Here is a 13991-nt window from a genome sequence, read left to right as displayed (position 1 = left end):
GATAGTCGTCCTGGATCATCTTCTCGAACGCGGTCGGCGGTCCGCCGATCTTCTCCGCTCCCAGCGCCGTTGTATCAGTGCCGCTACCGGCAGCAAGTAGGCTCGTTTCATGGGCGGCGTGGCGGCGCGGCGATCGACTATTTTGACGGGGATTCGGCGCGCCCCGGCTCAGGCCGCGAAAGACTCGGTCTGGCGTTGCAGCGATTCCAGGTGCAGGCGCATGCGGCGTTCCGCTTCCGGGGCCGAGCGCTTGACGATGGCCTGCGCGATGGCCGCGTGTTCCGCGTACATGCGCTGGATATCCTCGGCCATGTTGAAGGGGGCGGCTGGCCTGCCGTGCATGGCGGTGCGGATGTCGAACAGGATGTCGGTCAACGCCTGCAGCAGCCGGTTGTGCGAGGCGGCGGCGATGGCGCGGTGGAAGGATTCCGCCTGAGCCTGGGTGCGCGAGAGGATTTTCTCGCCTTCCATCTGTTGCAGGGCCGCCATGATGCGGGAGAAGTCCTGGGCCGAACCGTAGACGGCGGCCAGCGCGGCGGTCTGCGGTTCGATGATCAGGCGCGCGGCCATGAGTTCGACAGGATTGGTGAGCGACGCGATCTTCAGGGGTTCCAGGGGCGACGACCGGCGCGTGGGCCTGCTGAGGTAGGTGCCACGGCCGACATGGCGCTGCACCTCGCCGTTGGCTTCCAGTTCCGCCAAGGCCTGGCGCAGATTGCCCCGGCTCAGCCCCAGCAGGGGCGCAAGTTCGCGCTCGGCCGGCAAACGTTCGCCAGGCCGCAACTTGCTTTGCGCGATATAGCGCGTGACCGCCTGGACGGGCTCGATGGGGGCATTCTTGCGCATGCCGGTGTCTCCTTTGTTCTTGTGCGGATTGGTTCGAACCAATCCAGGCGAAGCATGCACCATTCCGACCAATTTGTCGTCATGCGAGAACGGTCCCTAGACTCCGCCCTGAATGAAACCAGGGAGAAGGCATGAAGCTCGTGCGATTCGACAGTGCGCAGGGTGCGCGCATCGGGGTGCTGGACGGCGACGGCGGCGTGGTGGACATCGCCGCGTCGTGCGAGGCCAGCGGCGGGTTGAGCGAGGCCGAACGGGCCGTGCTTGGCGACGTCAACGCATTCATCGCCTCGGCGCAGGCGGGGCAGGCATTGGCACGGCGGGCGCTGGCGGCCGGTGGCTCGCGGGTGGTGGTGCCGTCGGCCAGGCTGTTGGCGCCGTTGGTGCCCGGCATCATTCTGGCGACAGGCGGCAACTACGCCGATCACCTGGACGAGATTGCCGATCTGGCCTTGTCGGGCAAGGATCCCGCCTTTTTCTTCAAGACCCCGCGCGCGGTGATCGGGCCGGATGCAGGCATCGAGCTGGACGCGAGGCTGACCCGCAAGCTGGATTATGAGATCGAGCTGGCTGTCGTGATCGGCAAACCGGGCCGATGGATACGCGAAGAGGACGCCGCCGCGCACATCTACGGCTATACCATCCTGAACGACGTGACGCTGCGCGATCGTCAGATCACGTTCCAGAACGGGCTGGCGGTCATCGAGCTGGGGGGCAGCAAGAATTTCGCGACCTCGTGTCCCCTGGGGCCTGTCGTGGTCACGGCGGACGACATTGCCGATCCGCAGCGCCTGGCCCTGCGTACCACCGTCAATGGCGAGCTGAGGCAGAACAACAGCACCGCGCTGATGATCTCCAGCGTCTATCGATTGGTCAGCTTCTTCTCGCAGTTTCTGCCGCTGCTGCCGGGGGACGTGATCACGACGGGCACGCCGGGGGGAACGGGGTGGGCCGGGGACGAGGCGCTGGGGGGCAAGCCCTATACGCGCAATGACATCGTTCGCGCGGCGCGCTATCTGGACGTGGGGGATGTGGTGCGCGGCGAGATCGAGGGCATAGGCGTGCTGTCGAATCCCATCGTCGCGGCGTCCTGAGCGTACGCAACAGACATATCAGAACCCCAGGCGGGATCAGGAGACAGAAATGACGTTTGGAAAATGCTTGCTGGCGGCGGTGGCCGGCCTGGCCACCGCGCAGGCCTGGGCGCAGGAGTTCCCATCCAGGCCCATTACGTTGGTGGTGCCGTTCGCGCCCGGTGGGCTGGCCGATCAGGTGGGGCGCGTGCTCGCGACCCAGATGGAAAAGACCTTGCACCAGCCGATCGTCGTGACGAATCGGCCAGGGGCCGGCGGGGCGATCGGTACCGCGGCGGTGGCCCGGGCACCGGCCGATGGCCATACCCTGCTGATCAGCCTGACCAGTCACCTCATCCTGCCGGAAGCCGAACGCATGCAGGGCAAGAAGCCCACCTACGAACTGGCGCAATTCCAGCCCGTGGCCCGCATTACCTACGAGCCGACCGTGCTGATGGGGGCGATGCGTCCGGAGGACGCCACCGTCGACAAGATCGTCGCCCGGGCGCGGGCCAAGCCGGGATCGGTCAGTTATTCGTCCACGGGTTATTTCGCCAATGCGCACGTGGGCGTGGATGGTTTCGCGCAGGCCGCTGGCATACAGCTCTTGCACGTCCCTTACCAGGGCGGGTCGCAGGCACTGATGGCCGTGGCCGGCGGACAGGTCGACCTGTCCACGGGCGGTCCCGCCACCGCCGCCACCTTTGCCAAGAGCGGCAAGGTGAAGGCGTTGGCGATACTGGGCACGGATCGTCTGCCCAGCATGCCTGATGTGCCGACCTTGAAAGAACTCGGCTACGACAGCACCTACTACGTCTGGTCCGGTCTCTTCGCGCCGGCGGGCACGCCGCCGGCGGTCATGGCGGCCTTGCGTGCCAGCGTGCGGGCGGCGGCGAACGATGCCGATTTCAAGCGCAACCTGGAGAGGATGGAGGCGACGCTGGCCTATCAGGACGGGCCGGAGTTCGGCGGCTTTCTGAAGGAGGAGGGCAAGCGTCTGCATGCCGTGGTGGGCAAGATGAACGCGCCGGCGACTCCCTGACGGGAGCGCCGCGGAGCTCAATCGATCTTGATGCCGGCCTTGCGTATCACCTCGCCCCAGAGCTGATAATCGTCCTGGATCATTTTCTCGAACGTGGCCGGCGGTCCGCCGATCTTCTCGGCGCCCAGCGCCGCCAGCCGCTGTTTGAACTCCGGCGTTTCCATCACCTGGTTGATGGCCTGATTGAGCTTGGCAACGATGCCGTCCGGCGTTCCCGTCCGCGCCACGATGCCGAACCACGAATACAGCTCGAAGCCCTTGATCCCCTGTTCATCCAGCGTGGGCACGTCCGGAAACTGCGGCGACCGCTTCAACGCCGTCACCCCCAACGACCGCAACCGCCCCGACTTCAGCAGCGGCTGCACCGAAAACTCGATATCGAAGTGAACCGGCACGTCTCCCGCCACCAGCGCGACGTTGGCCGGCGCCGAACCCCGGTAGGGAATGTGCTGCATCTCCACCCCGGTAACCTGCTTGAACCGCTCCGTCCCCAGGTGCGGCATGGTGCCCGATCCGCCCGAGCCGTAGTTCATCCGTCCGCCTTCGCGCCTGGCCAGGGCGATCAGGTCCTGGATGCCCTGGCCCGGAAAGTTCGGCGCGACGGCCACCTGGTGCGGGCTGCGGAACACGCCGGCGACGGCGCGGAAGTCGCGCACGGGTTCGAAGTTCATGGAGGGGTAGAGCCACTTGCCGGTGGAGATGACGTTGCTGGCCATCAGTAGCGTGTAGCCGTCGGCGGGCTGGCCCAGCACGACTTCGCTGCCGATGATGGCGCCGGCGCCGGGCTTGTTCTCGACCACGACGGGCTGTCCCAGCACTTTGCCCAGGCCTTCGGCGATAGACCGGGCGGTGGTGTCGGAGGGGCCGCCGGCGGGGAAGGGCACGATCAGGCGGATGGGTTTGCCGGGATAGTCTTGGGCCAGCGCAGGCACGGCGGCGCTGGCCGTGATGGCCATCAGCGCGGCCGTGGCCAGTGTCTTGCGTCGAACGATGTTGTACATGCTTGTCTCCTTTTTTCGATCCATTCAGGCGGGGCGTGCCTGGACTGCGTTTTCATCCGCGGCGGCCATGGCCTCGTCGGCCGATATCAGGGCGCCCTGGCTGCGCAGCGTCTGGCGCAGCGTGTCGATCGCGGGGGTGTCCAGCGTGCCCTGGCCGCCGGCCGCCAGGGCGGCGTAGGCGCCGGCGGCATGGCCCAGGCACATGGCGGTGCCCATGTGGCGGGCGCCGCCGTTGGCTTCGCGGGTGGCGGAGATGGCCCGGCCGGTTACGACAATGCCTTCGATGGTCCGGGGCAGCAGGCAGGCCAGCGGGATTTCGAAGGGCGCTGGGGGCATCCACAGGTCGACGCCGGTGCCGCCGGCTTCGTGCAGGTCCATGGGGCCGGCGCCCAGGGCGACCGCGTCGGCAAAGCGTTTGCCGCCGACGATGTCTTCGGTCGTCAGCGTGTGGCGGCCGACGATGCGGCGTGTCTCGCGTATGCCGACGCGTTCGGCGATGCCGGCGAGCACGGATCGTTCGAAGCCGGGGACGTGTTCGCGCAGGAAGGGCACGATGGTCTTGATCTGTTGCCGCCCGGTTTGTTCGGCCCGCGTCAGCGCCGCGCCGTCCAGGGCGTCGATGCCGTGGATGCGGCTCATCAGGCAGATGGCATCGGTGTCGCCGGGCGTGCTGCAGAAGGACAGGCTTTCCCAGGCGAGCTGGCCGCGCCGCAAGCCGTCCAGGGCGATGGCGCGCTTTTGTTCGCGGGGGATGGCGCGGAAGGCGCGCACGTCCACATTCGACATGCGGAACACCAGGGTCAGGGGCTGGCGTTGGTCGCGCAGTTCGGGTTCTTCGCCTACGTACGGAATGCCGGCCGCGGCGGCGATGACGGCGTCGCCGGTGGCATCCACCAGCATGCGGGAACGCAGGGCGCGGCGGCCGGATACGTTCTCCAGCAGCAGGCCGGCCACGCGGTTGTCTTCCATCAGCGGTCCGACCACGCGCGAGTGCAGGAGCACGTCCACGCCGGCTTCGCGCGTCATGTCGTCGGCGACGATCTTGACGACTTCGGGGTTGAAGGGGAAGTTGGTGATGGTGACGGGGTTGGCGCTGGCCTCGGCCAGGGTGTAGCGGCGAAAGCCGTCGCTGCCGCCGGCGGCTTCGATGCGTTGGGTGAGTTCGAAGCCGATGCCGCCCACGCAGCGTACGGTGCCGTTGAACAGGCCGATGTACTGGGCGACCATGCCGGAGGTGGCGGTGCCGCCCAGGCAGCCGGCGCGCTCGACCAGCGCGACGCGGGCGCCGCTCCGGGCGGCCGCGACCGCGGCGATCAGGCCGGAGGCGCCGCCGCCCGCGACGATGACGTCGTAGTGGTCGAGTACGGGCGTGTTCAGGGTTTCGGCGATGACCGAAGCGTTCATGTCGTGTCTCCTTGCGGATCAGAAGGCCAGCGGCTCGGTCCAGCGCAGCTGCTTGGGGCTCGTGCCTTCGCGCACGGCGCGGGCGGCGGCGTGGCCGGCTACTTCGCCGGTCTGGCAGCACCAGGGGAAGTTGCGCATGACCATGAAAATGGTTTCGAAGGTGAAGGACAGCGAGGCGCCGGTCAGCAGCAGGTTGTCGATTTCCTTGGGCAGGAAGCAGCGGTAGGGCACCTCGAAGCGGTACTTCGCGTACTGGTCCCAGAAGAAGGTCTTGGTCATGGGCGGCGTCACGGCGTCGGGAAAGCGCCTTTGCTCGCGCGCATCGTCGATGGAGAAGACGTATTCGCCGATGGGGTGGCGGCCGTCCCGCACGCCCACGTAGCGGCCGACGTGGGAGATGAAGGCGTCCTGGAAGCCTGGCACGTATTTGCGCAGGAAGGCGGCCTCGGCGTCGATCAACCGGCGCAGTTCCCGCTTGGCGCGCGAGGCGTGCCCGGTGTCCTCGTCCATGTGCAGCGCCCATTCGTAGGGCACGTTCTGCCACAGGATGAAGGTGCCGGGGCCCTGGATGGGACTCATGTCCACGGTCGGGTGGCCGATGTAGTGGTCGCCGTAGACGCCCTGGTCGGCCAGGCGGGGGCGATAGAGTTCGGGCGGGATGTCGCCGGCTGCGCGCGCCGCGTTGATCAGCTTGCTCAGGGCGGGATCGTTCTCGCGCTTCTGGTAGGCGGCGGTCTGCGCGAAGTCGATGCCGCCCATGATCCACAGCAGACCGCCGGGAATGGGACGTTCCAGCGCATCCTTGGCCACGGTCTCGGGTTGCCGCCCGCCGCCGCGCACGAAGGGGGCGCCGGCGCGCGCCACGACTTCCGCGGTGCCGCTGCCTTCCACGAAGACGCGGCCGCCGATGGCCTGGCGGCCTTCTACGGTTTCGATGATGGCGTGGGTGATGCGGCGCTGGCCGTCCTCGGCCCGCATCTCGACGTCGACGAAGGCGGCGCCGTAGAGGGTCCGCACGCCAGCTTCGTCCAGCATCCGCAGCATGATGTTGCCGGCGGCATCCGGATTGAAGGAGGCGCGGCGGAAGGGCGAGCCCGGCTCCAGGTAGTGGTCGTAGTGGGACAGCGCGTTGCCGGCCCAGTCGGGCAGGTCCTTCTCGGTCGCGGTGTAGATGGCGCCTTCCGCGGCGAAGCGTTCCATCAGCTCGGTATGGATGCCGCCGACGCCCGTGTTGGCGGCGCCCTGGAGCCCGGAGGTATGGACGCCGCCGGGCATGTCGAATTTCTCGACCAGTACCACGCTGCAGCCCTCGCGGCGCGCGCGCAGCGCCGCCGCGAAGCCGCCCGGTCCGGCGCCGATGACGACGACGTCGGCTTCTTCGATGACCGGCACGCCCCGCGCGGTGCGGCCCGGGGGTTGGATGCTGCTGTTCAACTCACATTCTCCCAATTGCTATTCGGCGGTGATCTTGTTGTCCACGATCACCGGTTTCCACCGCGTCAGTTCTTCCTGCATGAAGGCCTTGAATTGCGCGGGCGTGCCCGGCGCGGGCTCCATCAGTTGCTGGCGCAGCAGCTCCACCACCTGGGGCTGGCGCAGCACCTCGCCGATCGAGGCGCTGATGCGTCCGGCCAGCGCGGGGGACATGCCGCCGGGCGCGACGAACCCGATCCATGCGCTGCCGACGATGTCCGGGTAGAACTCCCGCAAGGCCGGCACCTCGGGCAGCAGCGCCGCGCGCCCGGCGGTGGAGACGGCAAGGGGTACCACCTTGTCGCCGCGCACCTGCGCCATCGTGGCCTGGGCGGGCAGGCAGCCCATCTGCACCTCGTCGGTCATCACGGCGGTAGTGGCCTGGACCGCGCCGGCGTACATCACCGGGACGATCTGCGCGCCGCTCTTGTTGGCGAGCAGCGTCATGACCAGGTGGCCGAGCGAGCCGTTGCCCACGTAGGAATAGTTGTATTTGCCGGGATTCTTCTTCAGTACCTCGACCAGCTCCGGCACGGTCTTGACGCCGAGCGCCTTGGAGGCGATCAGCAGGCAGGGCTGGTGCACGCCCAGCGTCAGGGGCGTGAGGTCCTTGGCGGGGTCGTAGGCCATGCGCTGGTAGAGCAGGGGATTGTGGACCAGCGGGCCGGCGATGCTGACGCCGAAGGTGCTGCCGTCCGGATGGGCGCGGGCGACCAGCGTGGTTCCTATCATGCCGCCGGCGCCGGGCCGGGAGTCGACGATGAAGGGGTTGCCGAACTTCTTTTGCAGTCCCTCGGCGACGACACGCGCCACGGTGTCGGTCGTCGTGCCGGCGCTGAAGGGGTTGATGACGGTCGTGGTGCGGCCGGGCCAGTCCTGGGCCGCCGCGGTGGCGGTGGCGAGCATGGCGAAGCAGGCGGCGGCGCCTAGGGTTTTTTTCATGGTGTCTCCTGGGAAATCAGGCAGGCTGATGGGCGGCCTGCGCGCGGCGGAACAGGGCTTGGGCCCGTGCCAGGTCTTGCTGTACTTCCGCGGCCGGCACGGACGAGGGGCGGCGGCCGCTGGCGGCCGCGATGGCGCCCAGCGTGCCGACGGCCTGTCCCATCGCCATGGAGGTGGCCATGTGGCGCGCGCCGGCCATGGCCTCGCGTGTCGCGCTGAGCGTGCGGCCGCACACCAGCAGGCCTTCCACGCCCACGGGCAGCAGCGCGCGCAGCGGTATCTCGAAGGGCTTGGGCGGCGCATACAGGCGGATGCCGGTGCCGCCCGGCTGGTGGCGGTCCATGGGGCCGGCGCCCAGGGCGATGGCGTCGTCGAAGCCGCGCGCCTGCATGATGTCTTCTTCGCTCAGGGTGTAGCGGCCCTGGATGCGGCGCGTCTCGCGCACGCCCACGCGTTCGGCGATGTCGGCCAGGATCGCGTTCCCGAAGCCGGGTATCTCGCGCCTCAGGAAGCCGACGATGCTGGCGATCTGGCGGCGGCCTTCCTGTTCGGCGCGCGAGGCGTCGCGGGCGTCCAGTGCGTCGATGTCCTGGATGCGGCTCATCAGGCAGATGGCGTCGGTGCCGCCCGGGGTGCTGACGAAGGACAGGCTTTCCCAGAACAGTTCGCCCCGCTGCAAGCCGCCCAGCACCCGGGCGCGGCGCTCGTCCGGCGGCACCGCCCGGAAGCGCGCCACGTCCACGTTCGACAGCCGGAAGGACAACGTGCAGGGTTGGCGCTCGCCGCTGTCGTCCTGGGATGGCACGCCCGCGCTGGCGCACACCAGCGCATCGCCGGAGGCATCCACGACCACGGGCGCGAGCAGGGCCAGGCGGCCCTGGACGGTCTCGACCGTGACGCCGGCCATGGAACCGTCCTGTACCAGCGCGCGCGCAAAGGCCGTGTGCAGCAGCACGTCCACGCCGGCTTCGTTGACCACGTCGTCCAGCACCCACTTGACCGTCTCGGGGTTGAAGGGCAGTACGCGCAGCGGAAATGGCGTGCCGGCGGCCTCGCCCATCACGTAGCGATGGAAACCGTCCGAGCCGCCGGCGGCCTGCACGCGTTCGGCCAGCTCGAACGGAATGCCGCCGACCACGCGCGTCTCGCCATGGAAGAACGCGACCCATTGGGCCACGAGATTGGCGGTGGCGGCGCCGCCCAGGCAGCCGCCGCGTTCGACCAGCAGCGTGCGGGCACCCGTGCGCGCCGCCGCGATGGCGGCTACGGTGCCGGAGGCGCCGCCGCCGACGACGATGACGTCATAGCGGCCCGCGACGGGCGTGTTCAGTGTTTCCTGGATGGTGGCCGATGGCTGCATGCATGTCTCCCGGGCACCCTGTTCGGGTGCCTCCTGTTCATGCGGCGCAGTGTCGCCCCCGGTATCGCATGCCGCCAGACGGTGTTCTCATATGTGAACACTTTTCGCTTCGGAAACCCTGGCCCGATCCGTCGCCGCGCCAATTTTCCGGGCGGCGATGCGCAGGGCCTGCTCCAGCTTCAGCTTGCGGGGATCGTCCAGGCGGCTGGCCGGCAGGGCCAGGCCCACGGCCGCGAGCGCGCGCCCGTGGAGGTCCAGGACGGGGACGGCCAGGCCCACGATGCCGACCGTGAACTCGCTGAAGGACCAGGCCACGCCTTCCTCCCGGATCTGGTGCAGTTGCCGCCGCAGGACCGCCGCGGAGCGTATGGTCCGTTCGGTGCGCGGTTGCAACTGGACGCGCTGGAGATAGGCCTCGCGTTCGGCCGGGGACAGCCACGCGAGCAATACCTTGCCCGCCGAACTGGCATAGAGCGGCTGCATGACGCCGACGTGCACGGAATACAGCACCGCATTCGGCGATTGGGCGGAGGCGATGCGCTCGGCCATGTCGTTGCGCAGCACGCTGAGCCCGGCCGACTCTTCCGTGTCATGCATGAGCCGACGCAGCCATGGTTCGCTGGCGCGCAGCAGGTCGCGGTTGTGCGCGCCGCGCCGCGCGAGCGCATAGGCGCCTTCGCCGAGCTGGAACTGCTGCGTATCCCGCGATTGCTCGATGTAGCCGCGGACGACGAGGTTGTGCAGCAGCGCGGTCAGGCTGCTTTTCGGAACGGCCGTCCGGCGCGAGATTTCGGCATGCGTCATGGCGCGCCCGGTGCTGGCCAGCAATTCCAGGATATCGAGGACGCGGTCCGCGGATTTGACGTTGGGCCGGACCGGGCCGCCTTTGTCGCGGGAGGCTGACGCCGCTCGCTGCGGCTTGGACGAGGGGGCAGGATTCACAGGTCGATTGTAGGGCGGTGCAGTTGGCCAGGACTATTCGAGCACACAACGACCTTTCATTGATTGCGGCGTTGCGGGGACAATCCAGGGCGCGTCTCCGCAAGTGGGGAGATGTCGAGGCAGTGCGGCGGCTGTATCGAGGGTCATGCGCAGCCGTACCCCTTATCCTGGATAAAGGTGCCACTAAGTGGCATAATTAGAGAAATGCGGCAAGTCTTCATGACACGCTACTTCGTGCGTTGGATGCGCAAGACGGAGTTGACTGAACAACTGCTATGCAAGGCGGTCGACGAGATGCACCAGGGGCATCATTGATGCTGAGCTTGGTAGTGGCTTGGTCAAGAAGCGAGTAGCGGTTGGGAGCCGCGGCAAGAGCCGTGGCATTCGCACGTTCGTCGCTACCAACAAGGAGAATCTCTGGGTTTTTGTCTTTGGATTCTCAAAGAACGATAGGGCAAACATCAGTGACGTGGAACTGGAGGCGCTTCAATTCTTGACTGAAGATTTGCTCAACCTGACCAATCTGGAAATGAAGGATGCCGTCCAAGACGGGTCGCTACAAGAGATCTGCCATGACCAGCCGAACCAAAGTGAAGAGTCCCATACTCGCCGCCGTGCATGAAACGGCCAATGACTTGCATCGCCAGGGGTTCATCACCAAGCGCAAGATGAACCAATATGACGCGCTCTGCCTGGAGCCCGTCCCGGTGTACAGCAAAGAAGAAATTCGGGCCATGCGGGAGAAGTTCAAGCTCAGCCAGACCGTGCTGGCGCTGGTGCTCAATACCAGTGTTTCAACGATCCGCAAGTGGGAACAAGGGGACAAGGCGCCCAGCGGGCCGTCGTTGAAGCTACTGAGCCTGCTGGATCGAAAAGGACTGGAGGCGGTGCTTTGACATGCCGTGCCGGACCTTCGCTCTGGCGTTCATACCTGTTCCGGATGCACTTCATGCAGTGACGTGCGCCGAAAAATCTCGAGCAGTTCAGCGGCGATCTGCTGCTTCGATCCCCCCACGGCTTCGGCAATGCCTATGCGCCGCATGAGCGGCGGCGTTCCCAACGGCATGACGCGCAATCCGTACAACTGCGAGAGCCGGGGGTTGCCGTCGGGAACGATGGACACACCCAGGCCGTTCAGGACCAACAGCTTGATCGCGTCCACGGATTCGACGTCCATGGCATCCTTCAGCACAAGTTGACGGTCCGCCAGGTGCTCTTCGATGTCCCGGCTGACCAGGAAGTTGCGGCCGAACCGGATGTACGGGAACTCATGGAGCAGGGCCTCGTCGGTTTGTCCGCGCGCGTGGGGCGGCGCGACCACGACGATGGGCTCCAGCGCGCACATCGTCCACTTGATGCCTTCGATCTGGGTCCTGGGTTCGCTGATGAACGCCACGTCTATTTCGTCGTGTTCGAGCCGCTTGATGAGAAACGCCGGGCGTCCATACCGCATCCGCACCTGAAGGCGGGGGTAGGCCTTGCGCAGCGCCGCGAGCGAACGCGGGATGATGCTGGTCAGCACGGTGGGCGAGGCGCCGATGCGCAGCACGCCACTGAAACTGGATGACTCCGCGACGGCGTTGTGGAGCTGATCGTGCAGCCTGAGTATTTCCCTGGCCCGTTCGACGATGACCAGCCCCGCTTCGCTGAGCCGGGCGGGCTTGCGCTTCCGATCCAGCAACTGGACGCCGAATTCCTGCTCGAGATTGGCCACGTGGGCGCTGACCGCCGGAACGGTCAGGAAAAGCGCTTCCGATGCGGCGGTGATGCTGCCGTGGTCGGCGATGGAAACCAGAGACCGCAGTTCACGTGACGACATGGAGGGCTTCCCCGACTGTGCTGGGCGTTCCACGAAGGACGCACGTCGAATCCTAACAAAAGAAATCCTTAAGTTTTCCTTCAGAAAATACAGAGAAACCCGAAGGCATCGGGTGCTAGCATCGATCGCATAGTGTCAGCACCGATGGGCCGGTTTGCTGATCGATACAACGAGACAACCCGAGAGGTACAAGCCCATGTTCCGATTCTTCCGTGTCGCCGGATTCCTGTTGAGTCTCGCATTCGCGTCGGCATCGACGTGCGCATACGCGGTCTATCCCGACCGGCCCGTGCGGCTGATCGTGACGTATCAGGCGGGTGGATCCGCCGACGTCCTCGCGCGCATCTTCGCCAAGTCGTTTGCCGACCAATTGGGCCAACCCATCGTGGTGGAGAACAAGCCGGGCGGCGCCGGCGTCATCGGCATCAGCGCGGTGACCCAGAGCGCGGCCGACGGAAACACGCTGCTGTTCTGTCCGCCCGGCCCCCTGGTGAATCTGCCGCTGATGGGAATGAAACTGCCGTTCGATGTCTACAAGGACTTGACTTACATCACCCTGCTTACCGATACCTCGAAGGTCATCGTGGTTCCCGCGAGCCTGGGCATCAAGACGCTGGGGGAGTTCGTGGCCCACGTGCGCGCGAATCCGGGGAAACTGTCGTTCGGATCGGCCGGGACCGGCTCGATGACCCATCTTACGGCCGAACTCATGATGTCGCTCGCGAAGATCGACATGGTGCACGTGCCCTACAAGAGTGGAGCGCCCATCGTCATGGACATGCTCAATGGCAATCTGCAGATGTTCATCGGCGAAATGCCGAATGTGCTGCCCCAGATCCGCGCCGGGAAGCTGGTGGCCCTGGCCGTCACCGATGCCAGGCGCAGCACCTTCCTGCCGGACGTTCCCACCACCGCCGAGGCGGGGTATCCGGACCTGATCGGAGGCGGCGGCGCCTATGGCTTGTGCGGCCCGGCGAACCTGCCGCCGCCGGTCGTGAGGCGCATCCACGAAGCCGCGGTCCAGGCGCTCAAATCGCCGGACCTGCTGGAACTGTTTTCCCAGCAAGGTTCTCGTCCGGAGACGTCGACCGGCGCGCAATACATGGACTACATCCGCGGCGAAACCGCGCGTTGGAGCCCGATCATCAAGAGCAGGAATATTTCGTCCACCAACTGAACGGCCGACCGCGGTCCCTGTCACGGTAGAGCACCATGTCGATGAAGATCACCCCGCTTTGCGCATCCCTGGGCGCCGAAGTCCATGGCCTGGACCTTCGCCAGCCTGTTTCCGAGGACCTGCGCGAGCAGCTCCACGAGGCGTGGAACCGCCATCTGGTGCTGGTCTTCCGCGACCAGCGGCTCGATGCCGGCCAGTTCCTGGCCGCCAGCCAGCTCTTCGGCGCGCTCGATATGCCGCCGGGAGTGCGCTACGGCCGCGTCCATATTCCCGAGCACCCCGAGATCGCGCTGATGTCCAACGAAGAAGAGAACGGCAAGCCCAAGGGATTGCTGGGCAGTTCCGAGCTGGTCTGGCATGCCGATATGACATTCGACGATCTGCCGCCGCGGGGCGCGATACTGTACCCCCTTCGCCTTCCGGAAACGGGGGGCGAGACGTTTTTCTCGAACCTCTATCTGGCGCACGACACGCTGCCGGAAGCGCTGCGGGCGCAAGCCCAGGGGCGCCATGCCTTCCATGACGGCTCGCTCAATAGCGCCGGCAAGCCGCGTGCCGAGGGCGCCGCGCTGCGCGAAGGGGAGCGTCCCCTGGGCGCGATCCACCCGTTGCTGAGGGTGCATCCGGCCACGGGGCGTTCGGTGGTGTTCCTGGGCCGCCGCCAGAAATCCTACGTCACGGAGTTGCCCGACGAGCGGGGCGAGGCGTTGCTGGACAGGCTCTGGGCCCATGCCACCCAGCCGCAGTTCGTCTACAGGCACGAGTGGCGCATGGGGGACATGCTCATCTGGGACAACCTTGCCACGATGCACCGCCGCGACGCCCTGGACGCGAGCCAGCCGCGCACCTTGTACCGCACGCAGATATCGGGCCGGCAGGCCGTGCGCGCCGCGGCCGAAGCGGCCTGAGGGCGTG

15 protein-coding genes are annotated in these 13991 nt (G+C 66.8%); 7 read left to right on the top strand and 8 right to left on the bottom strand.

What is annotated here, in order from left to right; all coding sequences use genetic code 11:
• Positions 1-168 precede the first annotated feature (168 nt).
• Complete coding sequence (locus tag AC1Q6E_RS19590) at positions 169-846, bottom strand: FadR/GntR family transcriptional regulator (protein WP_296558999.1); 678 nt, start codon at positions 844-846, stop codon at positions 169-171.
• A gap of 131 nt (positions 847-977) precedes the next feature.
• Between AC1Q6E_RS19590 and AC1Q6E_RS19585 the strand changes: the two genes are divergently transcribed.
• The gene (locus tag AC1Q6E_RS19585) at positions 978-1937 is read left to right on the top strand and encodes a fumarylacetoacetate hydrolase family protein (protein ID WP_492573356.1); all 960 of its coding nucleotides are present in this window, start codon (positions 978-980) and stop codon (positions 1935-1937) included.
• Between the two features lie 49 nt (positions 1938-1986).
• A complete protein-coding gene (locus tag AC1Q6E_RS19580; protein ID WP_492573355.1) occupies positions 1987-2958 on the top strand; it encodes a Bug family tripartite tricarboxylate transporter substrate binding protein in 972 nt (323 codons plus the stop codon).
• 17 nt (positions 2959-2975) lie between these two features.
• On the opposite strand, the gene AC1Q6E_RS19575 is transcribed toward AC1Q6E_RS19580, so the two are convergent.
• The 6 genes from AC1Q6E_RS19575 to AC1Q6E_RS19550 all read right to left on the bottom strand — a co-directional run bounded on the left by AC1Q6E_RS19575 (position 2976) and on the right by AC1Q6E_RS19550 (position 10080).
• The gene (locus AC1Q6E_RS19575) at positions 2976-3959 is read right to left on the bottom strand and encodes a Bug family tripartite tricarboxylate transporter substrate binding protein (RefSeq protein WP_492573354.1); all 984 of its coding nucleotides are present in this window, start codon (positions 3957-3959) and stop codon (positions 2976-2978) included.
• A 24-nt stretch (positions 3960-3983) separates the two neighbouring features.
• Entirely contained in the window at positions 3984-5363 is a 1380-nt protein-coding gene (locus AC1Q6E_RS19570; RefSeq protein WP_492573353.1) for an FAD-dependent oxidoreductase, read from the bottom strand.
• A gap of 18 nt (positions 5364-5381) precedes the next feature.
• Positions 5382-6797, bottom strand: a complete 1416-nt coding sequence (locus AC1Q6E_RS19565) for an FAD-dependent oxidoreductase (RefSeq protein WP_492573352.1) — start codon at positions 6795-6797, stop codon at positions 5382-5384.
• An 18-nt stretch (positions 6798-6815) separates the two neighbouring features.
• On the bottom strand, positions 6816-7778 hold the full coding sequence (locus AC1Q6E_RS19560; RefSeq protein WP_492573351.1) for a Bug family tripartite tricarboxylate transporter substrate binding protein: 963 nt from the start codon (positions 7776-7778) through the stop codon (positions 6816-6818).
• 16 nt (positions 7779-7794) lie between these two features.
• A complete protein-coding gene (locus AC1Q6E_RS19555; RefSeq protein WP_492573350.1) occupies positions 7795-9138 on the bottom strand; it encodes an FAD-dependent oxidoreductase in 1344 nt (447 codons plus the stop codon).
• An 87-nt stretch (positions 9139-9225) separates the two neighbouring features.
• Positions 9226-10080: an IclR family transcriptional regulator gene (locus AC1Q6E_RS19550; protein ID WP_492573349.1), complete on the bottom strand. Its 855-nt coding sequence runs from the start codon at positions 10078-10080 to the stop codon at positions 9226-9228.
• Between the two features lie 219 nt (positions 10081-10299).
• Here AC1Q6E_RS19550 and AC1Q6E_RS19545 point away from each other — a divergent pair, with 219 nt between their 5' ends.
• The 3 genes from AC1Q6E_RS19545 to AC1Q6E_RS19535 are packed head-to-tail and all read left to right on the top strand — an operon-like array spanning position 10300 to position 10976.
• Positions 10300-10395, top strand: coding sequence for a type II toxin-antitoxin system RelE/ParE family toxin (locus tag AC1Q6E_RS19545; protein ID WP_296559015.1), 96 nt, complete (start codon positions 10300-10302; stop codon positions 10393-10395).
• A 19-nt stretch (positions 10396-10414) separates the two neighbouring features.
• Positions 10415-10702, top strand: coding sequence for a type II toxin-antitoxin system RelE/ParE family toxin (locus tag AC1Q6E_RS19540; RefSeq protein ID WP_492573348.1), 288 nt, complete (start codon positions 10415-10417; stop codon positions 10700-10702).
• Positions 10653-10976 (top strand): helix-turn-helix domain-containing protein, encoded by a 324-nt coding sequence (locus AC1Q6E_RS19535; RefSeq protein ID WP_152799291.1) that lies wholly within the window; start codon positions 10653-10655, stop codon positions 10974-10976. Before AC1Q6E_RS19540 ends, AC1Q6E_RS19535 begins: the two co-directional genes overlap by 50 nt.
• Positions 10977-11005: 29 nt before the next feature.
• On the opposite strand, the gene AC1Q6E_RS19530 is transcribed toward AC1Q6E_RS19535, so the two are convergent.
• Entirely contained in the window at positions 11006-11899 is an 894-nt protein-coding gene (locus AC1Q6E_RS19530) for a LysR family transcriptional regulator (RefSeq protein ID WP_152799288.1), read from the bottom strand.
• A gap of 196 nt (positions 11900-12095) precedes the next feature.
• Here AC1Q6E_RS19530 and AC1Q6E_RS19525 point away from each other — a divergent pair, with 196 nt between their 5' ends.
• The gene (locus AC1Q6E_RS19525; RefSeq protein ID WP_492573347.1) at positions 12096-13076 is read left to right on the top strand and encodes a Bug family tripartite tricarboxylate transporter substrate binding protein; all 981 of its coding nucleotides are present in this window, start codon (positions 12096-12098) and stop codon (positions 13074-13076) included.
• Positions 13077-13111: 35 nt separating this feature from the next.
• The gene (locus AC1Q6E_RS19520) at positions 13112-13984 is read left to right on the top strand and encodes a TauD/TfdA dioxygenase family protein (RefSeq protein WP_152799281.1); all 873 of its coding nucleotides are present in this window, start codon (positions 13112-13114) and stop codon (positions 13982-13984) included.
• The last annotated feature ends 7 nt before the right edge of the window (positions 13985-13991 follow it).

The sequence above is a fragment of the Pigmentiphaga sp. MLSB6-MA01 genome (assembly GCF_058793475.1).
The sequence above is the reverse complement of the archived record's forward strand: the minus strand, read 5'-3'. Positions and strand labels throughout refer to the sequence as shown.